Source organism: Ruegeria sp. CE12 (assembly GCF_056537525.1).
Map to the genome: position 1 here is coordinate 927615 of NZ_JBQFRS010000001.1, position 23915 is coordinate 951529.

Sequence of the window (23915 nt, forward strand, 5' to 3'; positions counted from 1 at the left end):
CAGCCAACGGCCTACCCCGGCGGGAACAGAACCAGAGTTTGCAGCGCCGTCCCAACCGGCCCTTCGGTGTCATAGAGCACTGATTGTGACATCCCGATCCCCGACGAATGCCAGTGGGATACTGAGTCAGAGGCCAACCATTCCGAGACGGGCTCTCGGTGAATATGTACCGTCAGATCGGTGTTCATGAACCCCATCTCAGTCGGCGGTGCATTCCATGAGATACCATTGCCGCAATCCGCCAGGGGGCACAGTGCCTGAATCGGGGATGGCGTCTCTCCTTCAAGCAACGCAGGTGTGCGCATCCAGATCGCCTTGGGGCCCGGCCCCTGATTGCCGCCCGCAGGATATGCAACTTCGGTGAAATGCGCAAAGCCGGGCAGATCATGACGCATCTGACGAATTGGGAAAGGCCCATCAACGACATTGTTAAGGTCCAGCGAGTTGATGCTTGCGTTCGGAACGTTGCCCAGTTCCTTGCGAACCAGATGCATGGTTGTCGCCGTCGCACATAACGTGTCATCCAGATCATGCACCGTCACCCGCGTCGTGGCGAGCGTCCGGGTGTGCCGCGTGGTTTCAGCCGCAACCCTCAATCCGGCCAGCGGCAAGGGGCGTAGCAAATCCACCGTCAGCCGGGTCAACATCTTCTCAGGGCCAACTTCGGTTTCGGCTGCACGCGCAATCAGACCCGTCACCGGCCCGGCGTGACAATGATCTGCCGACCATGGGCCACGCACCGGATCGTTGCCGACAAAGGCACCGTCAGTGCTGGTGTAAAAATAGGCCTGCTCTTTCAGGTCTGGTTGCATCATTTGTCTCTAAACCTCAGATCTTTTCCTGAGTGTATTTCTTCAGTTCTGCCCGTGCCACCTGACGACGGTGAACAGCATCCGGCCCGTCGGCCAACCGCAATGTCCGGACGTGTGTCCATGCCGACGCGAGCGGTGTATCCTGACTGATCCCCTGCGCTCCGAACATCTGAACGGATTCGTCAATAACCTTAAGCGCAACGCGCGGGGCAACAACTTTGATCTGACTGATCCACGGCGCTGCCGCTCGCGCATCTCCTTGATCCATGTACCAAGCGGCCTTGAGGCACAAAAGCCTGGCCATCTCAATCTCCATCCGGCACTCAGCGATGATGTCAAAATTAGCGCCCAGTTGAGCAAGTTTCTTTCCGAAAGCCTCTCTCTGCAGAGAGCGTTTGCACATCTGCTCCAGCGCGATTTCGGACTGACCGATTGCGCGCATGCAGTGATGAATGCGGCCCGGCCCCAAACGACCCTGCGCAATCTCGAAACCTCGGCCTTCACCCAGCAGGATATTCTCGGCCGGAACCCGAACGTTGGTAAATCGAATATGCATGTGCCCGTGCGGCGCATCGTCGTGGCCGTAGACCTCCATAGGCCGCAGAATCTCGATCCCCGCGGTATCTGCGGGCACAACAATCATTGATTGCCGTTTGTGTACCGGCAGATCGTCTCCACCAGTTTTGACCATCACGATGTAAACTTTGCATCGTGGATCACCGGCACCGGAAGCCCACCATTTCTCACCGTTCAGGACATATTCATCGCCATCCCGCACGCAGGACATTGAGATATTGGTCGCGTCAGATGAAGCAACATCCGGCTCTGTCATCAGATAGGCCGATCGGATCTGGCCATCGAGCAGTGGCTTGAGCCATTGCTCTTTCATCTTCTCGGTACCGTAGCGTTCGAACACTTCCATGTTGCCGGTGTCCGGAGCCGAGCAGTTGAACACTTCGGCCCCAAGTGGCGTTTTGCCCATTTCCTCGGCAAAATAGGCGTATTCCACCGTTGTCAGGCCAAACCCTTTGTCACTGTCGGTTAGCCAGAAGTTCCACAAACCCGCTGCCTTGGCCTTGGCTTTCAGCCCTTCGAGAATTTCGGCCTGCCGTTCCGTGTACTTCCAGCGATCACCTTTATTGATTTCCGCGTGGTATTCTTCCTCAAGCGGCACGATCTCATCGCGGATCATCTCAATCACGCGTTGCAAAAGTGCGCGATTTTCCTCACGCAGTCCAAATGACATCATTCCCAAATTCCTTCCTGCCCCTACGAACCGAAGCTAACGTTTAACAAGAGGATGTCTTAGCTGCACTGATCCTGTCTAGTTGGGTGACGGGACGTCACTAAGATCAATTTTGAATGAAAGCCACGCAAAGGTCCGTGAAGGCTTATGGCATCTCGGTATTTCAAGGGACAGCAAGAGTACTGTCCGATCAGCATAGTGTGAGTTTAGCTCAACGATTGCAGGTCACGACACGTATGTTTCCAGGCCGATCATGTTCTATTCACAAAGCGCGTATCCAGAACTGTAGAGGTTTAAGCGTTTCGTCCTTGTCACCCAGATCTTTCCACGAGAACTGGGCCACCGCACCCACAAGCTTCTCATATCCCCGAGCACGCCAGAACTCGTCCAGCGGACGATAACTGGCGGGGCGCATTGGGTGATCTTGCGGCCTCTGTACAGCACAGAAGGCGCATTTCCCGAAACCCAAGCTCCGCGCATGCGCTTCTCTCAGATCAAAGAACCTGTGGCCGACACCCTGCCCCCGATACTCGGGCAACAGCACGGATTCAGCACAATAGAATATCTCAGCCAAATCCAGCCCCGAGCCTTCGAAAGCAGCGGCGAAATCGTCGGCGTGGTCTATCAGGGGGGCGCCTGTCGACGCACCGATCAGACGATCGCCATCAAAGGCGCCAACCACGATAGCTTTGTCGCTGTCACGATAGGATTGCAGGTACTTACGTTCGTATTCCAGATCCCCATCATAGAGATAGGGCCATGCGCGGAACACCGAGATCCGCAGACGTGCCACGTCGTCCAGTGCCCCTGCCAGCGTGGAACCGGTCAGGGCGCGGACGTCGGTGACCTCAGCCATTGGAGACCTGCTTTACCCAATCCGCCAGATTGTAGAAGGTCGTCACCCGCGTGATCTTGCCGTCCTTCAGGTTAAAGAACGATCCCGCTGGCAGTCGGTAGGTTTGTCCATGCGCCTCAGGCAATCCTGCATCCGTTTCCAGATAGGTGCCGTTCACAATAAACTCTGCCGCCGCGCGGGTGCCGTTTTCAGCCTCGAACACCACAATATCCGTAAGGTTTTCTTTGTAGCACCGGTTCATGTGGGCACAGAATTCCGCGAACTTGTCCTTACCGGTCCGAATTTGGCCCTCGTTCACGTGATGGGCTACGTCATCAGACAAGCATTCCAGCATGCCTTCAACATCACCGGCATTGAAGGCATCGAAATAGGTTTTGACAGTCTGGTTCATGCGATCTCCGTAGGTTCACCCCAGCGATCCTTAAGATGTTTGATGATCTGATCGCGGGTCTGACGGTAGTGGTGTAGCTTCTGATCCCGTGTCTCGCCCAGTCCGGTAGGGTCCATTATTGGCCAATAATCGACATCCAGATGAAAAAACCGGGTCAGTTCCAGCGCTTTTCTCTGGCTCGCGGGCGAAAGCGCGACGATCAGATCAAAGGAACTCAGATCGTCGCCCCATTCCTCCATCTCATCGAACGAGCGCGAGCGGTGACGAGACAACTCGACATCAATTTCCTGACAGGCAGCAATGCTGAAGCCATCTATTTCGAGATCATTGTGCACACCGGCAGATTGAACATAGGTGCCCGTGCCATAGAATTTCTTCATGATCCCTTCGGCCATAGGTGACCGAACCGCGTTATGGTCACAACAAAACAGGACCGATTGCGGCAAAGGCTTCACGCGTCACCCTCCAAAGTGCAAAACGCAGATCAGGGTGAAAAGACGACGCGCAGTATCAGTGTCGATTTCGGCCTTGCCGTCCAGACGCTCCTGCAACACACGACTGCCTTCGTTGTGAATGCCCCGGCGCGCCATGTCGATGGTTTCGATCTGGCTGGGCGGCAGAGTTTTCACCGCGTTGAAATAGCTTTCGCAGATTTGAAAGTAGTCTTTGACCACCTGCCTGAACGGCCCAAGCGACAAGTGAAACTCGGCCGCCTTTTCGCTTTCTTCAGTCGCGATATCAAAAACCAGCCGCTTGTCGCGGATCGACAGCTGTACGTGATAGGGACCCTCAGGCACAACGCGATCATCCCGTTTCGGCAACGCGAACGAGTTCTCTTCGAGCAGATCATAGATCGCAACCTTGCGCTCCTGCTCGATCTCCGGTGTCGGAGGTGGCAGATTTCGGTCGTCCAGTTCGATGTGCGAAATTCGGGTCATGTTTCCAAGGGTCCGATCAGTTCATGACAGACCTATATCAACGTTTTCAGATGGGCAACGCGCAGATGCACCTGCGCGCCTCACTGTTGCGTTGGGTCAACCGTTCAGGCGTTTCAACCGTGCTGTCACAGACAGTCCGTGTGCCTCAAGGCTCTCGGATTGCGCAAGCTTTTCGGCCGCAGGACCAATGGCGCGCAGGGCTTCGGGTGTCATGTGGCTGAGCGTGGTGCGCTTCAGGAAATCCATAACGCTGAGGCCAGATGAGAACCGGGCCGAACGCGCGGTGGGCAGCACATGGTTGGGGCCGCCGACATAGTCACCGATAGCTTCGGGTGTGTACTGGCCCAGGAAGATTGCGCCAGCATGCACGGTCTTTTTGCTCAGCGCGACAGGGTCAGCAACGCAAAGTTCCAGATGTTCGGGCGCAATTCTATTGGATAGTGCGGTCGCTTCATCCAGGTCGCGCACGGTGATGACTGCGCCGAAATCACGCCAGCTGGCCCCGGCGATATCCCGGCGCTGCAGCGTTTGCAGTCGCTTCTCGACCGCTTCGCTGACGGCCACACCAAAAGCGGCGTCATCGGTGACCAAGATGGATTGCGCGCTTTCGTCGTGCTCGGCCTGGCTCATCAAATCCAGTGCGATCCAGTCCGGATCATTGTCCTTGTCAGCGATCACCAGAATTTCCGAAGGTCCCGCGATCATATCGATGCCGACCTTGCCGAAAACCCGACGCTTGGCCGCAGCAACAAAAGCGTTGCCCGGACCGGTGATTTTGTCGACCGGAGCGATGGTTTCAGTGCCATACGCCAGCGCTGCAATCGCTTGCGCACCGCCAATGCGATAGATTTCATCCACACCAGAAAGCTGAGCCGCCAACAACACCAGCGGATTGATCTGACCATCCGGCGTAGGAACCGCTATCGCCAGACGCTCAACTCCCGCAACCTTGGCCGGAATTGCGTTCATCAATACGGATGAGGGGTAGGACGCCAGCCCCCCCGGCACATAAAGGCCCGCTGCAGAAACTGCCGACCAACGCCAGCCCAAGGTCGCACCGGCTGCATCCGTCCATTCGTGATCCAAAGGCAGTTGCTTTTCGTGGTAAGCGCGGATGCGTTCCGCCGCCAGTTCCAGCGCGGCGCGATCTTCATCCGAAACCTGCCTGACCGCATCAGAGATTTCTTCTGCGCTGAATGCCATCGTTGCCGGTGTCAGCTCCAGCCGGTCAAATTTCGCCGTCAACTCAATGACCGCAGCATCACCCCGGCTGCGCACATCATCAATGATCCCGGCGACCACTGCATCGACATCGGGACTGTCTTCGCGCTTGGCTGACAAGAGCGTCTGAAAGGCGGTTTCGAAATCAGAGGAGGTCGTGTCGAGGAAAACGGGCATGATTTGCAACTCCGAGCGTTTGAACGGGTCATATCGCCGGGACGCTGGCGCCTCAACCCTCAGTCCGTCAGGTGCAGCGATTTGCGCATTGGGAACTGTGGAATACCGTTCCAGTCTTGGCTCTGGCCTGAGTTCTGCCAGCCCCGGGCCAGATAAAATTCTCTCGCCGTACGCGTGGCCTCCAACTGTGCTTCTTTGCAACCAACAGATGCCAGTTCGTGCTCGAGTCGGTTCAGCAAAGCAGAACCGATACCCTGCCCCGTATGTGCAGGATTAACGTACAGCAAAGAAATCTTGCCTGTTTCGAACAATCCACCAACAGCGGCAACACGTCCGCCGTTTTCTGCCAGCCATATCTGCGAGCCTGCCTCTATCCACCCGCGGATCGTGGCGGGATCTTTATTGGCTGTCCAAAGGGAGATTTTCTCCGGATCGCCCTGATGGTCGACCGTACAAAGCTGCGCAATCGAACGGATCAGGACCCGGCTCAGATCGAATACATCAAAAACGGATGCACGACGCAGCACCAAAGCCTTGGGCACTTCAGAAAATGCCTGCGATATGCCACGTTTGTTTTGCATTTACTCCGGGTGGTGCGGAGCCTGCCCGGACGGAGCCTGATACGGGCGCGTGACGTCCTTGAGCGTGACTTCAATGGCTTCTACCGACAAACGGATCGCACCGTCACCGGCCAATGTCAGCAGAACCTCTCCAGCGCCATCTTCTCCGGCCTCGAAGTCAACAGACATCAACGACAGTATGGTGTCCTTGTCGCCGCGATCGATACCCTGACTCGCAACAGACAACACAGAATCAAACACCAGCAATGACTGCACGCGTTCAAAGGCCCGACCGCGACGCGCGGCGGCATCTTTGTCTTCCCAGCGGAAGCGGTTCAGCAACAGCCCGAATCGACGTTCTGAGGCACGCCATGTCATCTCGGTGACCGGGAACACAGCGTCCTGCGTCAGGGTCGAGATAACCTCAAGGTCATCAGCATCCTCGGCTCCAAGGTTCAGGGGGGCTTCGCGCCCTTCTTCAAAGGTTGCGTCTGTCATCAGCCCTTTATCCGTTCAATTTTTGCACCCACGCCTTCCAGCTTGCGCACCACATGTTCATATCCGCGGTCCAGATGATAGACCCGGCTGATTGTTGTCTCGCCTTCCGCCGCCAATCCGGCCAGGATCAGCGAGACCGAAGCACGCAGGTCCGTTGCCATAACGGGGGCGCCCTTCAGGTTCTCAACACCGGTCACAGTCGCGGTCCCTCCGTGCACTTCGATATTCGCGCCCATGCGCACCAATTCGGGGGCGTGCATGAAGCGGTTTTCAAAGATGCGCTCCTCCAGAACCGAGGTACCCTCAGCCGTGCACATCAGTGCCATCATTTGCGCCTGCAGATCTGTCGGGAATCCGGGGAACGGTTCGGTGACAACATCGACTGAGTTCACACGACCATTCTTACGGGACACGTTCAGGCCCTTTTCAGTCTCTACGACACTCACACCGGCAGCATCCAGTTTGGCCGCAAAGGATTCAATGAGCCCCAATCGACCGCCCAGCAACTCAACCTCACCACCGCAGATCGCGGGTGCCAGCATATAGGTGCCCAGCTCAATCCGATCAGTCACAACCTGATGCGTCGCGCCATGCAGACGATCCACGCCCTGAATTTCGATAGTCGGAGTTCCCTCGCCCGAAATCTGCGCACCCATCTTGCGCAGACACTCCACCAAGTCGACGATCTCAGGCTCACGCGCGGCATTCTTCAGAACCGTAGTTCCCTTTGCCAAAGTTGCGGCCATAACGATGTTCTCGGTCGCACCGACAGAGGCAAAACGCATCTCATGCACTGCACCTTTGAGCCCACCCGGAGCCTTGGCGTGCAGATAACCATCCTTCAGCTCGATCTCTGCCCCCAAAGCCTCGAGCCCTTCGACGTGTAGGTCCATCGGCCGCGCGCCAATGGCACATCCGCCCGGCAGCGAAACCACGGCCTGTCCCAGCCGCGCCAGCATCGGGCCCAGCACAAGATTGGACGCCCGCATCTTCCGCACAATTTCGTAGTCTGCCGTGTGGCTCGTCAGGTCATGACTGGACATGGCCAACACCTGCCCGTCCTGCAGCGCAGAAACCTCGGCCCCCAGCGATTGCAGCAACAGCGACATGGTCTTGATGTCACTCAGCCGCGGCGCATTGGTCAGCGTCAGCGGTTCTTCGCTCAACAAAGTTGCCGGCATCAGCGTCAGGCAGGCGTTTTTAGCGCCTGCAATCGGAATCTGGCCATTCAGCGGGCCATTGCCCGTAACAAGAATCGAATCCATCTGCTCTTATCCCTCGTCCTGATCCGGCTTGGTATCAGAAGTTGCGCGCGCCTTCGCCTGCGCCTTACGCCGTGCAAGGTTAGCCTTCAATGCGGCCTTTAGCCGATCTTCGCGTGCGTCCCCGGATTTGCCGTGTTTTTTAGGTGAATTTTTATCTGCCATGATCTTTCTCTACAGGAGGCGAAAAAAACCGTCCAGACACCCTTGCACCCTGTTTCGTTTGAGTCTAATCACCCGCCACAGCGCTGCTGTAGCTCAGAGGTAGAGCACTCCCTTGGTAAGGGAGAGGTCGAGAGTTCAATTCTCTCCAGCAGCACCATTCAACCGATATATCTCACTCACTTGCTGTAGCTCACACAGAGCTCTGGGCAAAAGTCGTAAAGTTCGGCAGATCCGGCACTTTTGTATGGCAGGGATTTCACGCAGTTCCGGCACAGGCTTGCACAGAAGGGAAATGCGGGTTCAATGAAGTCGCATGCGATCAAAGCCAGAGACCTACCAAGTCGCAGAATTCATCAGATGAACGCTTGATATGTCGTGCCCGACGATAATGCACTAGAGATCAGAGCGAACATTTCTCAACTCAATTAATCCACTTGCTTCATCAAAGTATCGAGACAGTCTTTCGCGGAAGAACGAGGGCACCAACACACGCCCACGGATAAGACTCGCACTCCTTTTTTTGATCTACATGATGAAGCGCCACGTGGCGTGGGATCGCCGAACTCTGAGCACATTCGATGTTAGGCGGGAAGTAGATTAGATGCAGCCCCGAGGGTCAACCAACGAGGCACTATTGCAGCAACGCCACCAACTTATTAATTTTATTTGATAAATGGTGCCCGGGGGCGGAATCGAACCACCGACACGAGGATTTTCAATCCACTGCTCTACCCCTGAGCTACCCGGGCACGGGAACGACTTTCGTCGTTGGGTGGAGGCCTTCTATGACTTGCACCAGGCAGTGTCCAGAGGCTTTTTTACATTTTTTCAATGCGGGCGCTGTAAGCTCTGTTCACCCAGAGATTCTTCGCTGTCAACGTCCTCCTCACGCTGTGATGGCACAGCGTAGGAGCCATTCAGCCATTTGGCCAAATCGATATCGGCACAGCGTTTCGAGCAGAACGGGCGGAACTTTGTCACGGTGTCTTCGCCGCAGATCGGACAGCTCATTTCAACACCTCCGACAATGGAATTCGACCGCGTTTACGCTGAAGCTCGAAGTGGCCAAGAGGTGTCCAGCCAGCCAGGGTCGTTTCCATCGGGTCCGCTTTGAATGCGGCCCGCAGCGATGATTCAAAACCGCGTCGATCTTTTTTGGGCATCGGCGCAAGATCCAAGGTAATCTGGCCACCCAATCCACGCACACGCAGTGCCCGGGCCAACAGCTTGGCGCAGGCAAAGTTTGCTTTTGTTCCGGCAGCCAGTGAAGTGTCTGTGCCTGTGTTCACATCAACGGCAACCAGAGCACGGGTGGGTTGTATGTAAAATTGCCCTCCACCGGGAAGAGGTTCCGAGATTCCACGAGCGGTATCGAGCGCATCAAGGACGCCATGGTCCTCAAAACCACCGGATTGCGTCACAACATCAGCGGGTTCTGTCCATTCGCGCCAAGCCAGCACATGCGGGCCATCGCCCTCAAGCATCACTTCAGGCTCGGTACTTTCGTCAAAAAGAACCTGATCCGCCTGCGCCAGCATAGCGCTGATATCTTCGGCGATCTCTTCGGCGTCTTCTCCGGCACAGCATGAGCGCAGGATCAGGCCATACTTGCTGTCGCCCATCTGCTCGTGTGCGATTTCTAGCAGTCTGTCCCGCTCATCTTCGTCACGAATGCTGCGTGAGATATTCAGACCCGGCGCATCGGGCGTCACGATCGCAAATCGGCTTTTGAATAGGACGCGGTCGGTTACCGGCAGCGCCTTTCCCGATTCAGCATACCCTGTCACCTGAACCAGAAGCATAGCGCCCGGAGCCAACCCTTTTACCTGCCGCAAAAAGGCCGGGCCATCCGGTGTTGTCAGAAACATCCCGCCTTGTCCTTTGACAGGGCGGTCGGCCCGGGCGCGATAGATCGTCCCCAATCGCGGGGCGTCTCCGTCAATCAGGAAATCATCCAGCTTGCCATCAACCATCAGAGCTGCGGCTTCGCGATTGTCGATGTGATCAAGAACGATGGTGCGACCCTTCATAGTGCCTCACGATACAGGGGGTAGCCGATACCTTGCAAAAGGGCGGCGGTTTCAGACAGGGGCAGTCCTACGATGCCCGTAAACGAACCCGAAATCCACGGAATGAAAGCTCCGGCCGGCCCTTGAATGGCATAAGCGCCTGCTTTGCCTTGCCAATCCCCGGTTGCCAGATAAGCGTTGATCTCAACATCTGACAGCCGTTTGACCTTGACCTGAGAAACAACGTCGCGCTGCAGTATTTTGTCACCGCGCCGCACAGCCACCGAAGTAATTACGCGGTGTCGCCGACCTGACAGGGCATGCAGGAATTCGGCTGCTTGGCCCGCGCTTTCGGGCTTGCCGAAAATGCGGCGACCCAACGCAACTGTGGTATCTGCGCACAGAGTGACGTCATCGCTATCCGCCTGAACTGCCTGCACTTTTGCACGCGTAATGCGGTTGCAATAGGGAACCGGCAGCTCTCCTTTCAGCGGGGTTTCGTCGATGTCAGGCGCACGAATTGCATCGGGCTGCACGCCAAGCTGGGCCAACAGGTCCAGCCGCCTTGGGCTGCCCGATCCTAAGATAAACGCCATTGCGGCAGGCGTTACTTGAAGCGGTAGTTGATCCGACCCTTGGTCAGATCATAAGGGGTCATTTCGACCTGAACTTTGTCGCCGGCCAGAACACGGATGCGGTTTTTACGCATCTTGCCTGCCGTATGTGCGATGATCTCATGGCCGTTTTCCAGCTCGACCCGAAACGTCGCATTAGGCAGGAGTTCCTTCACGACACCGGGAAATTCGAGCGTATCTTCCTTGGCCATGTTGTCTCCATCATTACGTTGCACCTGCAGAATCTGCAGTGTGTGCGCTTAAATGAGCCTATTTCGGCCTTATTTCAAGGGTGGAATCACCTAAAGGCGACACAATGTGACCGAATCGACTCGGCTGTCCTGCTCAGCCCAGTGCGTCCGGTTCAGCACACGGCCATCTGCGCGGACATGAGCAATCGCCGACAAGTCGACCTCGGCATAGGTCCAGCCCGGTTTGTTCAGCTGACCTTCGGCCAGGACGCCGGTTTCAGGAAAGCCGGTATCCGGTGGGCCGAATATACCACCTGTTCCGGTGTTCATATCCACCGCTTCGGACCATTCATTGCTGCCCACTAATGACGACATGACCGTAACACATTGATTTTCAAGGGCGCGTGACATTGCGCCGATGCGCACACGCCAATACCCTGACAGCGCCTCGGTGCAGGATGGCACCAGGATCAAATCGGCCTCCTGAAGGGCGCGGCCCAGCAAGGGAAACTCACTGTCATAGCAGATCAGCACACCGATTTTGCCGAGTGCGGTGTCGAACAATTTCAACGGACCGCCGGGAGCAACGTCCCAGTCCTCTCGCTCGAAACGCGTCATGATCTGCTTGTCCTGATGATCCTGGCCGCCCTCTGGCGTGTAGAGCTCAGCCCGGTTTACGGGACGGCCGGGACCTTCCAGAACCGGGGCGGATGCACCCAGAATGTGTGTTTTGTACTCTTTCGCGAGGCGGGTATGCAGGTTTTGTACATCCCCCATCCGATCTGAAACCGAACGGATCGAACGCTCCAGATCGCCGGCAACTTCAGCACCATCCAGTGTCGACAATTCCATTGCGCCGTATTCAGGGAAGACCAGCAACTCGGCCCCCTGCCCCGCCGCCTCCGAGACCCAACGGTCAAGCTTGTCCTCATACTGTGCCCAACTGTCGAGCCAATCGAGATCGTAGGCGGCTGTGGCGACTTTCATTACTGAGTTCCCTGAAGCGGATTTGGCGAGACACTAGAAGAGGACAGGACGGAGTGTACAGACCATTTGTGCGATCGGATGGAAATGACCAACTGAATCGCTGCGCAGCGAAATGCGGCTTATTCAGATTGAAAGTCTCACCCCGAGCAGCCTTACACTCGCAGCTCAATTTCCGTTGCAAACTTTGAAAACTGCTGTGTGCTCATACAGTTCTTGCAAGCATCAGCAGGACAGCGCTTTTGAATCGCACACAGCTGTCCGGGTATTGCTGAAAATCGCGCAACGCTCTGCACGTCGGCCGTGGTGACACCAAAATAGTCCTCGACAAAAGCACAGGGTGCTATGTTGCCCTTTTCATCTATGAACAAGAAGTTGCGGGCGACCTGACAATCGTCGATTTTCAGCGCCACGTTTTTGGCAGAGTCAGCTATCCGCCCGACATAGGGATCACCACCAAGCAGCTCTACCCCTCGGCTCTTCAACCTTGACCTGAGACCTGGGAGGACCCTCTTTAACTTGGTCACGTCATCAGCGGTCAAGCGATTTTGGGGAAAGAACTCTGGCCTGTCGCGACCCCCAAGCTGGTTAAACGTGATTTGGGAAACGCCCCAATCCGCCAGCACGGCACACAGGTTTTCGAATTCGCCAAGCGTGTCATGCATCAGCACAACATTTGCCCGTACACGCAACGCACTGTTCTTTGCCAAAGCATCCTCTACCAGCTTCGGAACCCAACGCTCCAGCTTTGTGAACCCTCCGCGCCAACCGCGCAGGTCCTCGTGGCGCTGACCGATTGCATCGACGCTAAGTGTCACTTCATCGAACTGATCCACCAATCTCGCGCGCAAGCTGCTTGAGCCGAGCGTTGTGCCGTTGGTCGTCAGGCTTTGCGCCAGCCCTGCCTTCGCCGCCCGGTCAGCCATCCTTTCGAAATCCTGCCAGAGGGTCGGCTCACCGCCAAGCCAGCTCAGCATGACTTTGCGACCTTCGGCCTGTTGCAGACCGGCCAACAACCCGACCACGCGGCTGACTTCTGCGGGGGAGGCCGCAGAACGCGGGAACGCCAACCGTTTATCATATGCGCAGAATGGACAAGCGAGATTACATGTGTCCATCACGCGCCACAGAACAACTAAGGGCGGAGTGTCCAACTGATCCAACATAGTAGATTCCTCATGCAATTTGCAAAATGCAAGTTGCATGTTGCTGACATATGAGTCAAGTATTTTGGATGACAATTTACCCTGCCCCCATTCTGACTGTTGATGTTGTGCTTCTGGAGCTGCGCGAAGAAACGCTTTGGGTCGGCATCCTGCAGCGAGGAGATGCCCCCTATTACGGAAGCAATGCCCTACCGGGCGGCTTCGTTCATACGGATGAAGATGCCAATACAGAAGCTACTGCATTACGCATCATCCGGGAAAAAACCGGTCTAAATGGTGTATTCTGTGAACAGTTGGGCACGTTCTCCAGCCCTGACCGGGACCCGCGCGGTTGGTCAGCGACCGTCGTTTATTACGCGTTGATCCGCGGCGAGAGGCCAACTGAAACCGCGCTGAAGTGGGTGCCTGTCGACGAACCCGGAGATTTGGCCTTTGATCACAATGCCATTGTTGCGGCAGCTACTGACAGGCTTCGGGCCAAGGGGAGCTGGTCTAATCTTCCGGCGTTCCTTTTGCCGCCGACGTTCACCTATTCTGAACTACGCCGAACATACGAGCTTGTTCTCGGAACGAACCTGAACGACAGCGCCTTCCGCCGAAAGATGGACGAAATGAGCCTGATCGAGCCCGTTGTCGGACAAAAGAGCAAAGCGACTGCGCGCCCTGCTCAATTGTTCAAGCTAAAAAGCGAGGCCATTTGCTCGCTGAATCGTCGCATCTGACCAACGAAGCGGACGCCAGTACCCTTACCTCCTCCCCTTCTTTCGGTTCTTCCAGAAAGGCGGAACGTCGCCGGCCATGATGCAGCCGTAGGGATCGATATAGTCTTCGATCTCGGCCAGATCATACGACTTTATCTGCGCTACGACGCTATCGGCGCTTTTGTAACTGGATGGCAGTTCTGACGCATCGACCGCTCCGGCGTGGAACCGGATATCCAGTCCCTCGGTTTCAGCCCGCAGCATCTGTTCGGGCGTGACAGACCCCATGCGCCGCTTGTGTTCCGAGCGCGAGAAGTTGCGCCCCGCGCCATGCGGACTGAACCCCAAACCGTGATCCGCGTCCTTACCACGCACAACCAGTACGGGCTCGGACATGTTCAGCGGGATCAGCGTCAGCCCCGTGGCATCAGCGGCGTAATCACCCCAGGCGGGGGTCGCGCCCTTGCCATGGAAGAACAACTCACCACGCTTGAACACAAAGTTATGCTCGTTCCAGAACCTTTCACCAACTTCCCCAACGCGTGCCGCCTCGACCGTGGCCTGATGGATCGCGTTATGATTGGCCTTGGTCCACTTGCGGATCAGTTGCAGCGCTTCCCAGTAGTCCCGACCTTCTTCGGTGTCCACAGGAATCCAGGCGTTCTGCTTGGCAGTCTTTGGCGACAGCTCTTTCCGGAACCGCTCGGCCACAACCATGCCGTTCTTGTACAGAACCGCCCCCGGACCACGCGAGCCGTGATGGGTTACGATCGCAGTCCGTCCAGTTTTGCGGGACCGACCGACGAACAGAAAATGGTTTCCGTCACCCTGTGTACCCATATGTTCCTGCGCCATGCGCAGAGATTTCGGGTTGTCCAGAAACGGGTTCTCACGGAATGCATCCAGCAGTTTCAACGAGGTCGTGAACCTCTGACCTTGCGGGCGTCCTCCCGGCCCGAAATGGGTCACCGATTGCGCCGCATCCAGAACCGTCTTGGGATCAGCATCGCCCAGATCCGTGATCATCACCGAACAACAGATATCCGCCGAATGCATCCCCGGATGGATCGCGTTGCGAGCGGCGGCCACACCCCCCACAGGGATCGTTCCAACCGGCCCCGCCGGACAGGCATCGGGCATGATCGCACCGGCTTCGATCGTCGGCGTCCGCATCAGGGCGGTCATCGTCTCACGCACTTTCGCGACGTTGTCCTCTTCATCGGGATCAGTGGCCTCGATGTTTTCGTGAAAGGTCACTTCGCCCGGCAGGCGCGGATCCATCGTGACCGGTGCCGGCGGGATTTCACCCTCCAGCTCCTGCCGGATCCGCACCAGCCCGAACCCTTCGGCCCGCATCTCATTCGCGCGCGCCAGCAGAACTGGGAACTGTTTACCGGGGCGATGTCCCCAGTCTTTCAGATGTTCCCCGGTTACAGGGTCGAATGTGGTTTCTTGCTTCATAATATTCACTCACTCAAACTCAGGCCCCGGCGACAAGGGATGAAGAAACAATTGGGAGGCCCGCCCCGCATCTGAATGGGCAGATACGTTTGCCGTCTGGGCGCCGGCACGGAGGGGAGTTGAACCCGATCGGCCTGTCCCTGTTGCGCCATGTAGTTCCTTCGGCATTCGCCGGAGTAATTCTTTCGTTTCTGGTCAGGCAGACAAGAGTTGGTGAGACAGCGCCCTTTACGGGCGCGGATCGTAAACAGCGATGTAGTCCCACCGGCATTCTGCCTGATGTTGTCAGGTCCCGGCGACAAATCGTGATGAGCAAATCTCTCCACCCGCTCTCTCCACTGAGCTCGCTGCAAGGAGCAACGTTGGGGCGTGAACCCAAATTGGCAGACCCTGTAGGCCCATCGGCATTCGCCGGGAGTTATCTGTCGGGTCAGGCGGACAAGTGATTTGTGAGACATCTGACAGAGTTCAAGGCTGTAGTCCCACAGGCATTCCGCCTGACCCGTTTTCATATTTCGATCTTTTCGATCTCGCCGACCCAGTGATCGGGGCCGGTTCGACCGGTGGCAAAGGCAGCGATCTGGTCAAAGACCGCATCCGAGAACCCACCCACGTTCAACACATCGGCGCCTGTCTGCGCCTGCGTGGTGCCGTATGGGGCGATGTCGATGCAGACCAGTTTGGCCTTCGGGTTGCGACGTTTGATCACTTCCCACTCGGTCAACATCGCGGTCCCCTGCCCGCCGCCGCGGGCATCAACCCAGGATTGGTTGTCGGACACGAACACCACCAGATCCGGCGCACGACCACGCTCGTTCAGCCATTTCAGCGGTGCGGAACAGTTTGTCCCACCACCGGCCAGAGAGGCCAAACGCTCGGCATTGGTCAGAATCGTGTCGCGCGGCTGCAGACGTACATTACGCACATCGAAGTCGAACGGCAGCACCTGAGACCCGCGGTTCACGCGTTGGAAGGACGCCGCCACCAGTGCCGCCACATCCACGTGACGAACAACCGAAGTTGCCCCAGGGCGATACCCGGTTACGGAACCGTTCATCGAGCCCGACACATCCGGACACACGACGACCTGACCCGCGACCTTTGGCACGTTCTGCAACGCGATTTCCATCGCATCATGCAGCGCGTCCACGATCTCGCGCGGCATATCCCCGGTCACGTTTTGCGCCGCCACCATCAACTGGTACGGAAAAGCACGTGCCTTGGCGATGGCCTGCGGGTCTCGCAGCAATGAGGCGATGTGATCCACGTTCTTTGCCACATCGAAAACGCCGTGACGCTGAAACGTGTTCAGGTTCTGCCGCACCATTTGCCACGAGCCTTTGCGCGCGATCTGCGCCCAGTGCTGTGGCGTCAGATTCAGCTGCGTCAGCATCTGAAACGGAACATCCGGCATCTGACCTTTCCCGGTTTCCCGGAACGCGATCCAGTCCTGCAGGGCCTGTGGCAGCCGCGCCAGATTGCACGGCCGCCCGACGATCCAGGCAAACAGCGCCTCCCGTTCGGCCGAGGCCGGTTTCGGGTGCACCATCTTGATCACGTCGGCCAGTGACGGGTCATTCCCGATATTGGCGTTCAGCAACGCCCGGTCAGGCGCGGCGTTCAGCCAGTTCTGCACCATGGCTTTCGGTGCTGACCCCAGAGACTTACGCCCCGTCTGACCCGACCGGATCACCTGCACAAAAGTACGCAGCATCTTGCCGTTGTCCACTACCCGGCCAAACGCCGAACGGAACAGCACCGGGTCACGCCGGGCCAGAATGGCCAGCAGAACCGCTGGCATATCCTTCATGTACCCCGACTGGCGGGCATAGATCGCCGTCTGCGCAAGAAACCTTGGCTCAACGGCCTCGGCCACATCCAGAACGTATTCCAGCTCTTCCTGCGGCGTTTGATAGAACATGCCCCCGAAAGTGCCGGTCACGGCGACCTGTGCCAGAGCATGGGCATCGGAATAAGCATATGCCGGTGCGCCATGCGCGTTCTTTGCAGTTGCCTTTGGCAGCAACCGGCCCTTGATCGATGCAAACACGGATTTGTTCGCCATTTTCTTGTCCTCGTTTTGTATGAGGAGGTTTTGCCATGGCGCGGGCATTGTGCGGAGAAAAATCCAATACAGACACAAAGCTTTGTTTTTAAATGATTATTTACAAATTTGAGCTTTATGGGTTGTTGTTTTAATATCCAGAATTATCGCTTCTTATAGAAAATGATAGCAATGAAGAACGTCATCATCGGATTCCTCGGCACCCAACTGGATATGGGCAAGAAACGGCGCTGGAAGCCGACGCCCAGCCTCGTCTCGCATGATCATTTTGACGTCGACCGACTTGAACTTCTGTATGACCGGAAATTCAATCGCCTCGCTCATCAGGTCAAACAAGAGATCGCAGAGCTGTCTCCTGAAACCGAAGTTCTGCTGCAGCAAATGGACCTGGCCGATCCATGGGACTTTCAGGAGGTCTACGGCAAACTGTTCGACTTTGCCCGAAGCTATGGGTTTGACGAGGATCGTGAGCAATATCACGTCCACCTGACCACCGGCACCCACGTGGCACAGATCTGCTGGTTTTTGTTGACGGAAAGCCGCCACATCCCCGCACGACTGATCCAGACCGGTCCGCCCGGACCGGACGATGACACACCCAAATTCGATATCATTGATCTGGATCTCAGCCGTTACAACGCGCTGCAGCAGCGGTTCGATCAGCTATCACGCGAATACAGTGACCAGTTGAAAGGTGGAATCGAGACGCGCAACAGGCAGTACAATGCCCTTATCGATCGGATCGAAGTGGTCGCCAGCAACTCGGACGAGCCGATCCTGTTGCTGGGCGAAACCGGTACCGGAAAAACGGAACTCGCTGAACGGATTTACAACCTCAAGCTTGATCGGCGCCGTATCAAGGGGCGGCTGGTTCACGTGAATTGTGCCACACTGAATGGGCCCGATGCGCAGGCGACGCTGTTCGGGCAGCGGCGCAGTTATCTGGGGCAGGCCGGATCAGAACGCGGCGGATTGCTGCGAGAGGCGGATGGCGGTGTGCTTTTTCTGGATGAGATCGACGAGTTGGGTTGGAACGAACAATCCGTCCTACTGCATGCCATTGAAACCGGGCGCTTCTACCCCCTGGGTTCGGACCACGAAATCACCAGCCGGTTCCAGATCATTGCTGGCGCCAATCGCGATCTGCATATGCTGGCCGCTGCCGGACAGTTTCGTCAGGACCTGCTGGCGCGGCTGAACATGTGGCACTTCAGGCTCCCTGCCCTGCGCGCGCGCCGTGAAGATATCGAAGCCAATCTGATGTTCGAACTCGCCCGGTCAGAACGCGCCCTCGGCACGCGGGTTGGCTTTAACGCAGATGCGCATGATGCCTATCTGAAATTCGCAAATAACCCCGCCACTTTGTGGCCCGGCAATTTTAGGGACTTTAGCGGATCGGTTAAACGCCTGTGCACCCTTGCACCCCGCGGACGGATCACCCGGGCTATGGTCGAGGATGAGATCCTGAACCTGCAAACCGGCTGGTCTGCTGCTGCCACGGACACCGATTTCTCGTTGGTGCGGAAGGTACTTGGCGAAGCCGCCAGCGATATCGACCCCTTTGACATGGTGCAATTGGCCAAGGTCATACACACCTGTCAGAACGCGCCCAGCATCAGTGCCGCGGGCCGGATGCTGTTTGCGGTGTCACGACAAAAGCGCAAAACTCAGAATGATGCGGATCGATTACGAAAGTACCTGCAGAAGTTCGGACTGGATTGGGACACTTTGACCATCGGAACATCTGGCTGAATTGTTCATCGTAACCTGAGTTTGGCGGAGTCCTAACGCGAGTCTGCAGATGCAGGTATCAGGAACCCTGCCACGCAGAAAAGCTCCGAGCGGAGAGCTGCCGCAAACAACCAAAAGATAACACAGACGTATTCCGGAACGAATCTGCATGAAACTTCGGGTGCCTATTTTCTGTCATGCGAGCCGAGAACCTCGCTGACAAAAAGGAAACACCATGAACTCCTCTATCCTAAAAAAAGTGGCGATTGCCGCTACATCTGGCCTGTCTCTTCTGGCGCTATCCACGTTCGTTTCGGCCGAACCAGCCGGGACAGAAAAAGTGATCTCGCCCTCCGTCCCGTTTGCCAAGGCAATGGAAATCGCAACCGGTGCTGCAGAAGGTAATCTGGTCGCGCTTGAAGTGGATCACTACGGCAACAGCCCTGTCTATGTTGCCGAACTCGAGAGCAACACAACTCACACGATGCTTCAGATCGACGGCGTGTCCGGCGAAGTGCTCGCTAACAATACGATCTCAGCAGCCTCCCCCGAAGCACTGCACGCGATGCTGGAGGAACTGGATCATGACGACGATGATGATGGTGATGATCATGACTTCGAACATGATGACCACGATGATGATCATTAAGTTCTAAACTTTTCAGGAGGTGATATACATTGCCTCCTGAACTTAGTTTTGGGTGCGATCAGGGTGAAACTGCTTCTACTCGAAGACAATTTGGAAATTACCCATCGGGTTGAGAAAGGCCTCGGAGAGGCCGGGCATTCTGTTGATTGCTTCGAAAACGGGCCTGATGCCCTTTTCGCAGCGACAACTCGTAGTTATGACGTGCTTATCCTTGACCGGATGGTTCCAGAACTTGACGGATTATCGGTTCTCAAAGCACTGCGTGCTGCCAAGAACACAACACCTGTGCTGATGCTTACGGCATTGAACGAGGTAACCGATCGCGTTGAAGGGCTAGAAGCTGGTGCCGACGACTATCTTGCAAAACCATTTGCAATCAGCGAGCTAACAGCACGGATAGTCGCGATTTGCCGCCGGTCCCAGGCCATACAGGCGAACGAAGAAACCACACTGAAATACGAAGACCTTGAACTGGACCTGCTCGCGCGGACCTGCCGCCGAGGTGATCAGATCATCGAGCTTCATGCCAAGGAAATCCGGTTGCTCGAGGTCTTTATGCGTAACAGAGGCCGCGTTTTAACACGCTCCATGCTTTTGGAGAAAGTTTGGGATATCAACTTTGACCCTGAAACAAATGTTGTGAATACAAACGTAAGTCGACTGCGCAACAAGATAGACAAACCCTTCAATACGGCATTGCTCAGAACGGTTCGCGGGGCAGGCTATGTATTCGGTGCTTAGAAAGCTCCTGCGCATGAGTGCGCTGCGAAACACCCTGCTTCTTGCGGCGGTGTTTCTTGCGATCATCCTGATCGCAGGCAGCATTTTGCGATTCGAGCTTACGCGCCAGGTCTTTGATGCGATCGATGATGATCTGGTTTTGAATGCGCAGAGGTTCGAGAGTGCGGCAACGGCATCCGGACCGGGCGATTCAATATTCAACAATCTGATTGCTGCACATTCCGGAGTATCCTTTGGATATCTGTCGGCCCTGGATGAGAATTTTGGCCCCGTCAGAAGCGTCGTCTTTGAGACACTGGGATTTCAAAATCTAACCCGGGCCGAACTGTTTCACGATCGTCGGTTCGCACCCGTGGATTCTGACAACTTCGAAGATCACGATACCTATCATGAGTGGGAAGATGATCCGGATCTGTGGAGAGTTCTGGTCACGGAAATAGGCCCGGATCGATTGGCGGTGTTCACTCCCATTCATGAAATCGAGGATGCTTTGGATCTGTTGCCCCAGATTATGTGGCCGATCACCATTGCCACTGTGATGGCGACGCTGGTTGTTGGGGTGTTTCTCGGGCTTGTTCAGCAGCGACGTATCAATCAAGTCCAAAGCGCATTCGAGCAAATAGCAATTGGCAACCTAGGCCATCGGATTCAACCTCAGTCATCACGAGATGACATGGACGACCTGATGCACGGCTTTGATGCCGCCGCGACCCGGTTGGAAACTTCTGTCCAACAGATGAGAGATTTTTCCCGCAATGTGGCACATGAGCTTCGGACGCCTCTAAGTGAACTGCACCTCGCACTGGACAACATTGAGGACGGCCCGGAGCAGGAAAAAGCGATTGCAAAGGTTGATAAAGTCATGCGTACGTTCGATGCCATCCTGCGCATATCGCGATTGTCGGCAGGTACCGACCAATCACATATGTCGCCGATAGACCTCAATGCGATAGCGCAGCAGCTATATGATCTCTACACGGACAGTGTGGAAGAAGCGGGGCAATCCCTGACGCTGAACCTTGGAAGTTGCCGAACCGTGACCGGCGACCGCCAGTTGTTGCTGCAACTCGGGTCAAACCTTATCGAGAATTCAATAAGATACGCAGGCGATGGCGCTCTGGTTTCAATCCAGACCGACGGCAACAGGTTGACTATTGCAGACACAGGACCGGGTATTCCTGCGAGAGATCGGGTGAATGTTCTACAGCCATTGTTCACATTGGATGGATCTCGTACGAGGCAAGGAAATGGCCTGGGATTGGCGCTCGTGAAAGCGATTGCCGATCATCACGGAGCGATTTTGGAGCTGTCTGAAGGGAAAGAAGGTGGGTTGACTGTTTCGGTTTGCCTGAATGAAAGCAGTTTAGCACCCCGAAACGGATAGCTGCGGCCTCTGCCACTTCGTTTAAGCGATCGTCTAACCCCATTCGATTGCTGGATACCCCCACATAACCTCATTTCATTTGGTATAGAGTTCCTCAGCTTTAGAACGAGGCAGCCAAGCTGGCTGAGACAGAACAGCCTGACCAGTGCTGGATGTTACATGGGCTGATATGCAGCCCCAGCTGCTGTCTCTACAACGATAGTCTTTGCCTCTAAAACTAGACCACTGTTTTGACTGCAAAAGCGGCCAATCATCCTCTTCCACTAGATAAACGGCGATGTTCAAAGATTTGGGCGTCTAGCGCCACCACAAGACTCTATTTTCGAAACATTTAGAATGTCACGTTGCGGTCAGATGCAACGCTTACTGAAAGATCTCAATCAGGGGCAACATGTAACGCTTACCGTTCACTATAGAAGGTGAATACGTTCCTTATTGCTTCGGAGTGCTTGCAGCGGCGATGGTGTGAACGCAAAAAACCTCGCGTTGTGCGAGGTTAAGTGTTTGATATCCGGCTTTAAAGTTTGGTTTCGGGAGTATGATTTGAACCTGTGCGCTTCAGGTTATGAGCCTGACGATGTGAAGACGTGGAGCAATTGATCCGGGGGATCAATTGTAGTCTGAACGTGTTGTACTGAGATTTTCTGACGCTGGTTGCGGGAGCAGGATTTGAACCTGCGACCTTCAGGTTATGAGCCTGACGAGCTACCGGGCTGCTCCATCCCGCGACACTTAGCGTTGGTCTACCGCCTATTCGGCTACTTGAGACCGGGTAGTGTTCTTTTCATCGTTTTAGAGAGACTGGGGATTTTTCTAGGTTTGGCGGTGACCTACTCTCCCGGGGCTTAAGCCCAAGTACCATTGGCGCGGCAGTGCTTAACTTCCGGGTTCGGTATGGGACCGGGTGTTTCACTTGCGCTATGACCACCAAACCAAGGAAAATCCCCGTCGCAGCTTTGCTGTGCAAAGCGCGACGAGTGGCAGGCAGCGTATTTGCGTGCAAATGCGCGTTGCCACTCGGTTGTTATGTCACCCCTTACGGGGTTTCACATCAATCAACGTTGTCCAACTCAAGGTCAGTGTATGCTTTTGATTTGTCTTTCCATTACTGGATCAAATCAAGCCTGTCGGGCGATTAGTACCGGTCAACTGAACGCATTACTGCGCTTACATCTCCGGCCTATTGACGTGGTGGTCTTCCACGGCCCTCAGGGAGACCTTGTTTTGAGGGGGGCTTCCCGCTTAGATGCCTTCAGCGGTTATCCTGTCCGATCATAGCTACCCAGCACTGCCGTTGGCACGACAACTGGTCCACCAGTGGATCGTTCACCCCGGTCCTCTCGTACTAGGGGCAACTCCTCTCAAGTCTCCTACACCCACGGCAGATAGGGACCGAACTGTCTCACGACGTTCTAAACCCAGCTCACGTACCTCTTTAAACGGCGAACAGCCGTACCCTTGGGACCTGCTCCAGCCCCAGGATGAGATGAGCCGACATCGAGGTGCCAAACACTGCCGTCGATATGGACTCTTGGGCAGTATCAGCCTGTTATCCCCGGCGTACCTTTTATCCGTTGAGCGATGGCCCTTCCACTCGGGACCACCGGATCACTATGGCCGTCTTTCGACTCTGCTCGACTTGTCAGTCTCGCAGTCAGGCTGGCTTCTGCCATTGCACTCAACGAGCGATTTCCGACCGCTCTGAGCCAACCTTCGCGCGCCTCCGTTACGCTTTAGGAGGCGACCGCCCCAGTCAAACTACCCGCCACGCAGGGTCCCGGATCCGGATAACGGACCGCGGTTAGACATCAAGAGTGCGAAGGGTGGTATCTCAAGGGAGGCTCCACAGGTACTTGCGTTCCTGCTTCAAAGCCTACCACCTATCCTGCACATCACAATCCTGATGCCAGTGCGAAGCTGTAGTAAAGGTGCACGGGGTCTTTCCGTCTAACCGCGGGAAGCCTGCATCTTGACAGGCAATTCAATTTCGCTGAGTCGATGTTGGAGACAGCGGGGAAGTCGTTACGCCATTCGTGCAGGTCGGAACTTACCCGACAAGGAATTTCGCTACCTTAGGACCGTTATAGTTACGG

25 protein-coding genes, 3 tRNA genes and 2 rRNA genes are annotated in these 23915 nt (G+C 55.9%); 7 read left to right on the forward strand and 23 right to left on the reverse strand.

Annotation, left to right across the window (positions count from 1 at the left end; all coding sequences use genetic code 11):
- Positions 1-11 precede the first annotated feature (11 nt).
- The 11 genes from ACR0IO_RS04665 to ACR0IO_RS04715 all read right to left on the reverse strand — a co-directional run bounded on the left by ACR0IO_RS04665 (position 12) and on the right by ACR0IO_RS04715 (position 8126).
- Positions 12-812 carry a thioesterase family protein gene (locus ACR0IO_RS04665; protein WP_480739756.1) on the reverse strand — a complete coding sequence of 267 codons (801 nt, stop codon included), beginning with the start codon at positions 810-812 and terminating at the stop codon, positions 12-14.
- Between the two features lie 16 nt (positions 813-828).
- Complete coding sequence (locus ACR0IO_RS04670) at positions 829-2058, reverse strand: acyl-CoA dehydrogenase family protein (RefSeq protein ID WP_480739757.1); 1230 nt, start codon at positions 2056-2058, stop codon at positions 829-831.
- Between the two features lie 262 nt (positions 2059-2320).
- Entirely contained in the window at positions 2321-2914 is a 594-nt protein-coding gene (locus ACR0IO_RS04675; RefSeq protein WP_480739758.1) for a GNAT family N-acetyltransferase, read from the reverse strand.
- Positions 2907-3305 carry a ketosteroid isomerase-related protein gene (locus ACR0IO_RS04680; RefSeq protein WP_480739759.1) on the reverse strand — a complete coding sequence of 133 codons (399 nt, stop codon included), beginning with the start codon at positions 3303-3305 and terminating at the stop codon, positions 2907-2909. Before ACR0IO_RS04680 ends, ACR0IO_RS04675 begins: the two co-directional genes overlap by 8 nt.
- Positions 3302-3760: an arsenate-mycothiol transferase ArsC gene (locus ACR0IO_RS04685; RefSeq protein ID WP_170331139.1), complete on the reverse strand. Its 459-nt coding sequence runs from the start codon at positions 3758-3760 to the stop codon at positions 3302-3304. The genes ACR0IO_RS04680 and ACR0IO_RS04685 overlap by 4 nt, the downstream gene beginning before the upstream one ends.
- A gap of 3 nt (positions 3761-3763) precedes the next feature.
- Positions 3764-4243, reverse strand: a complete 480-nt coding sequence (locus ACR0IO_RS04690; protein WP_155143289.1) for a UPF0262 family protein — start codon at positions 4241-4243, stop codon at positions 3764-3766.
- Between the two features lie 96 nt (positions 4244-4339).
- Positions 4340-5641, reverse strand: a complete 1302-nt coding sequence (gene hisD / locus ACR0IO_RS04695) for a histidinol dehydrogenase (RefSeq protein ID WP_480739760.1) — start codon at positions 5639-5641, stop codon at positions 4340-4342.
- Positions 5642-5700: 59 nt separating this feature from the next.
- Positions 5701-6222: a GNAT family N-acetyltransferase gene (locus ACR0IO_RS04700; RefSeq protein ID WP_480739761.1), complete on the reverse strand. Its 522-nt coding sequence runs from the start codon at positions 6220-6222 to the stop codon at positions 5701-5703.
- Positions 6223-6699: a DUF2948 family protein gene (locus ACR0IO_RS04705; protein WP_155143286.1), complete on the reverse strand. Its 477-nt coding sequence runs from the start codon at positions 6697-6699 to the stop codon at positions 6223-6225.
- Positions 6699-7964: a UDP-N-acetylglucosamine 1-carboxyvinyltransferase gene (murA, locus tag ACR0IO_RS04710; protein ID WP_480739762.1), complete on the reverse strand. Its 1266-nt coding sequence runs from the start codon at positions 7962-7964 to the stop codon at positions 6699-6701. The genes ACR0IO_RS04705 and murA overlap by 1 nt, the downstream gene beginning before the upstream one ends.
- A 6-nt stretch (positions 7965-7970) precedes the next feature.
- Complete coding sequence (locus ACR0IO_RS04715) at positions 7971-8126, reverse strand: hypothetical protein (protein ID WP_170331131.1); 156 nt, start codon at positions 8124-8126, stop codon at positions 7971-7973.
- An 82-nt stretch (positions 8127-8208) separates the two neighbouring features.
- Between ACR0IO_RS04715 and ACR0IO_RS04720 the strand changes: the two genes are divergently transcribed.
- A tRNA-Thr gene (locus ACR0IO_RS04720) sits at positions 8209-8283 on the forward strand.
- A gap of 517 nt (positions 8284-8800) precedes the next feature.
- On the opposite strand, the gene ACR0IO_RS04725 is transcribed toward ACR0IO_RS04720, so the two are convergent.
- From ACR0IO_RS04725 to ACR0IO_RS04755, 7 genes are all read right to left on the reverse strand, one after another.
- Positions 8801-8875: transfer RNA gene (locus ACR0IO_RS04725), tRNA-Phe, on the reverse strand.
- A 79-nt stretch (positions 8876-8954) separates the two neighbouring features.
- The gene (locus ACR0IO_RS04730) at positions 8955-9137 is read right to left on the reverse strand and encodes a DNA gyrase inhibitor YacG (RefSeq protein ID WP_480739763.1); all 183 of its coding nucleotides are present in this window, start codon (positions 9135-9137) and stop codon (positions 8955-8957) included.
- On the reverse strand, positions 9134-10156 hold the full coding sequence (locus ACR0IO_RS04735) for a ribonuclease E/G (protein WP_480739764.1): 1023 nt from the start codon (positions 10154-10156) through the stop codon (positions 9134-9136). The genes ACR0IO_RS04730 and ACR0IO_RS04735 overlap by 4 nt, the downstream gene beginning before the upstream one ends.
- Positions 10153-10731 carry a Maf family protein gene (locus ACR0IO_RS04740; protein WP_480739765.1) on the reverse strand — a complete coding sequence of 193 codons (579 nt, stop codon included), beginning with the start codon at positions 10729-10731 and terminating at the stop codon, positions 10153-10155. Before ACR0IO_RS04740 ends, ACR0IO_RS04735 begins: the two co-directional genes overlap by 4 nt.
- A gap of 11 nt (positions 10732-10742) precedes the next feature.
- On the reverse strand, positions 10743-10961 hold the full coding sequence (gene infA, locus ACR0IO_RS04745; protein ID WP_005978431.1) for a translation initiation factor IF-1: 219 nt from the start codon (positions 10959-10961) through the stop codon (positions 10743-10745).
- Positions 10962-11051: 90 nt separating this feature from the next.
- A complete protein-coding gene (locus tag ACR0IO_RS04750) occupies positions 11052-11927 on the reverse strand; it encodes a carbon-nitrogen hydrolase family protein (RefSeq protein ID WP_480739766.1) in 876 nt (291 codons plus the stop codon).
- 152 nt (positions 11928-12079) lie between these two features.
- Positions 12080-13090, reverse strand: coding sequence for a radical SAM protein (locus ACR0IO_RS04755; protein ID WP_480739767.1), 1011 nt, complete (start codon positions 13088-13090; stop codon positions 12080-12082).
- A gap of 68 nt (positions 13091-13158) precedes the next feature.
- Between ACR0IO_RS04755 and ACR0IO_RS04760 the strand changes: the two genes are divergently transcribed.
- Positions 13159-13812: an NUDIX hydrolase gene (locus tag ACR0IO_RS04760; protein ID WP_480739768.1), complete on the forward strand. Its 654-nt coding sequence runs from the start codon at positions 13159-13161 to the stop codon at positions 13810-13812.
- A 24-nt stretch (positions 13813-13836) separates the two neighbouring features.
- Here ACR0IO_RS04760 and ACR0IO_RS04765 read toward each other — a convergent pair whose 3' ends face one another.
- Positions 13837-15252, reverse strand: a complete 1416-nt coding sequence (locus tag ACR0IO_RS04765) for an RtcB family protein (protein WP_480739769.1) — start codon at positions 15250-15252, stop codon at positions 13837-13839.
- Between the two features lie 308 nt (positions 15253-15560).
- Between ACR0IO_RS04765 and ACR0IO_RS04770 the strand changes: the two genes are divergently transcribed.
- Positions 15561-15698, forward strand: a complete 138-nt coding sequence (locus tag ACR0IO_RS04770; protein WP_480739770.1) for a hypothetical protein — start codon at positions 15561-15563, stop codon at positions 15696-15698.
- A gap of 62 nt (positions 15699-15760) precedes the next feature.
- On the opposite strand, the gene ACR0IO_RS04775 is transcribed toward ACR0IO_RS04770, so the two are convergent.
- Positions 15761-17317, reverse strand: coding sequence for a vWA domain-containing protein (locus ACR0IO_RS04775; protein WP_480739771.1), 1557 nt, complete (start codon positions 17315-17317; stop codon positions 15761-15763).
- 171 nt (positions 17318-17488) lie between these two features.
- Between ACR0IO_RS04775 and rtcR the strand changes: the two genes are divergently transcribed.
- The 4 genes from rtcR (at position 17489) to ACR0IO_RS04795 (ending at position 21822) form a co-directional block, all read left to right on the forward strand.
- On the forward strand, positions 17489-19069 hold the full coding sequence (rtcR, locus tag ACR0IO_RS04780; RefSeq protein ID WP_480739772.1) for an RNA repair transcriptional activator RtcR: 1581 nt from the start codon (positions 17489-17491) through the stop codon (positions 19067-19069).
- Between the two features lie 214 nt (positions 19070-19283).
- Positions 19284-19697, forward strand: a complete 414-nt coding sequence (locus ACR0IO_RS04785) for a PepSY domain-containing protein (RefSeq protein WP_480739773.1) — start codon at positions 19284-19286, stop codon at positions 19695-19697.
- Positions 19698-19760: 63 nt separating this feature from the next.
- A complete protein-coding gene (locus ACR0IO_RS04790; protein WP_368669675.1) occupies positions 19761-20438 on the forward strand; it encodes a winged helix-turn-helix domain-containing protein in 678 nt (225 codons plus the stop codon).
- A gap of 13 nt (positions 20439-20451) precedes the next feature.
- The gene (locus ACR0IO_RS04795) at positions 20452-21822 is read left to right on the forward strand and encodes a sensor histidine kinase (RefSeq protein WP_480739774.1); all 1371 of its coding nucleotides are present in this window, start codon (positions 20452-20454) and stop codon (positions 21820-21822) included.
- 651 nt (positions 21823-22473) lie between these two features.
- Here the strand turns inward: ACR0IO_RS04795 and ACR0IO_RS04800 are convergent.
- The 3 genes from ACR0IO_RS04800 to ACR0IO_RS04810 form a co-directional block, all read right to left on the reverse strand.
- Positions 22474-22550, reverse strand: a tRNA-Met gene (locus tag ACR0IO_RS04800).
- An 89-nt stretch (positions 22551-22639) separates the two neighbouring features.
- A 5S ribosomal RNA gene (rrf, locus tag ACR0IO_RS04805) occupies positions 22640-22754 on the reverse strand.
- 182 nt (positions 22755-22936) lie between these two features.
- Positions 22937-23915 (reverse strand): 23S ribosomal RNA (locus tag ACR0IO_RS04810); the annotation flags it as partial.

Excerpts from the sequence above, each read along its gene's own strand:
- ACR0IO_RS04775 (WP_480739771.1), bottom strand. The coding sequence starts at position 17,317 with ATGGCGAACAAATCCGTGTTTGCATCGATCAAGGGCCGGTTGCTGCCA.
- hisD (WP_480739760.1), bottom strand. The coding sequence starts at position 5,641 with ATGCCCGTTTTCCTCGACACGACCTCCTCTGATTTCGAAACCGCCTTT.
- ACR0IO_RS04665 (WP_480739756.1), bottom strand. The coding sequence starts at position 812 with ATGCAACCAGACCTGAAAGAGCAGGCCTATTTTTACACCAGCACTGAC.
- ACR0IO_RS04705 (WP_155143286.1), bottom strand. The coding sequence starts at position 6,699 with ATGACAGACGCAACCTTTGAAGAAGGGCGCGAAGCCCCCCTGAACCTT.
- murA (WP_480739762.1), bottom strand. The coding sequence starts at position 7,964 with ATGGATTCGATTCTTGTTACGGGCAATGGCCCGCTGAATGGCCAGATT.
- ACR0IO_RS04700 (WP_480739761.1), bottom strand. The coding sequence starts at position 6,222 with ATGCAAAACAAACGTGGCATATCGCAGGCATTTTCTGAAGTGCCCAAG.
- ACR0IO_RS04715 (WP_170331131.1), bottom strand. The coding sequence starts at position 8,126 with ATGGCAGATAAAAATTCACCTAAAAAACACGGCAAATCCGGGGACGCA.
- ACR0IO_RS04795 (WP_480739774.1), top strand. The coding sequence starts at position 20,452 with ATGAGTGCGCTGCGAAACACCCTGCTTCTTGCGGCGGTGTTTCTTGCG.
- infA (WP_005978431.1), bottom strand. The coding sequence starts at position 10,961 with ATGGCCAAGGAAGATACGCTCGAATTTCCCGGTGTCGTGAAGGAACTC.
- ACR0IO_RS04680 (WP_480739759.1), bottom strand. The coding sequence starts at position 3,305 with ATGAACCAGACTGTCAAAACCTATTTCGATGCCTTCAATGCCGGTGAT.
- ACR0IO_RS04755 (WP_480739767.1), bottom strand. The coding sequence starts at position 13,090 with ATGTTGGATCAGTTGGACACTCCGCCCTTAGTTGTTCTGTGGCGCGTG.
- ACR0IO_RS04670 (WP_480739757.1), bottom strand. The coding sequence starts at position 2,058 with ATGTCATTTGGACTGCGTGAGGAAAATCGCGCACTTTTGCAACGCGTG.
- ACR0IO_RS04690 (WP_155143289.1), bottom strand. The coding sequence starts at position 4,243 with ATGACCCGAATTTCGCACATCGAACTGGACGACCGAAATCTGCCACCT.
- ACR0IO_RS04750 (WP_480739766.1), bottom strand. The coding sequence starts at position 11,927 with ATGAAAGTCGCCACAGCCGCCTACGATCTCGATTGGCTCGACAGTTGG.
- ACR0IO_RS04785 (WP_480739773.1), top strand. The coding sequence starts at position 19,284 with ATGAACTCCTCTATCCTAAAAAAAGTGGCGATTGCCGCTACATCTGGC.
- ACR0IO_RS04760 (WP_480739768.1), top strand. The coding sequence starts at position 13,159 with ATGACAATTTACCCTGCCCCCATTCTGACTGTTGATGTTGTGCTTCTG.
- ACR0IO_RS04765 (WP_480739769.1), bottom strand. The coding sequence starts at position 15,252 with ATGAAGCAAGAAACCACATTCGACCCTGTAACCGGGGAACATCTGAAA.
- ACR0IO_RS04740 (WP_480739765.1), bottom strand. The coding sequence starts at position 10,731 with ATGGCGTTTATCTTAGGATCGGGCAGCCCAAGGCGGCTGGACCTGTTG.
- rtcR (WP_480739772.1), top strand. The coding sequence starts at position 17,489 with ATGAAGAACGTCATCATCGGATTCCTCGGCACCCAACTGGATATGGGC.
- ACR0IO_RS04735 (WP_480739764.1), bottom strand. The coding sequence starts at position 10,156 with ATGAAGGGTCGCACCATCGTTCTTGATCACATCGACAATCGCGAAGCC.
- ACR0IO_RS04730 (WP_480739763.1), bottom strand. The coding sequence starts at position 9,137 with ATGAGCTGTCCGATCTGCGGCGAAGACACCGTGACAAAGTTCCGCCCG.
- ACR0IO_RS04675 (WP_480739758.1), bottom strand. The coding sequence starts at position 2,914 with ATGGCTGAGGTCACCGACGTCCGCGCCCTGACCGGTTCCACGCTGGCA.
- ACR0IO_RS04770 (WP_480739770.1), top strand. The coding sequence starts at position 15,561 with ATGAGCAAATCTCTCCACCCGCTCTCTCCACTGAGCTCGCTGCAAGGA.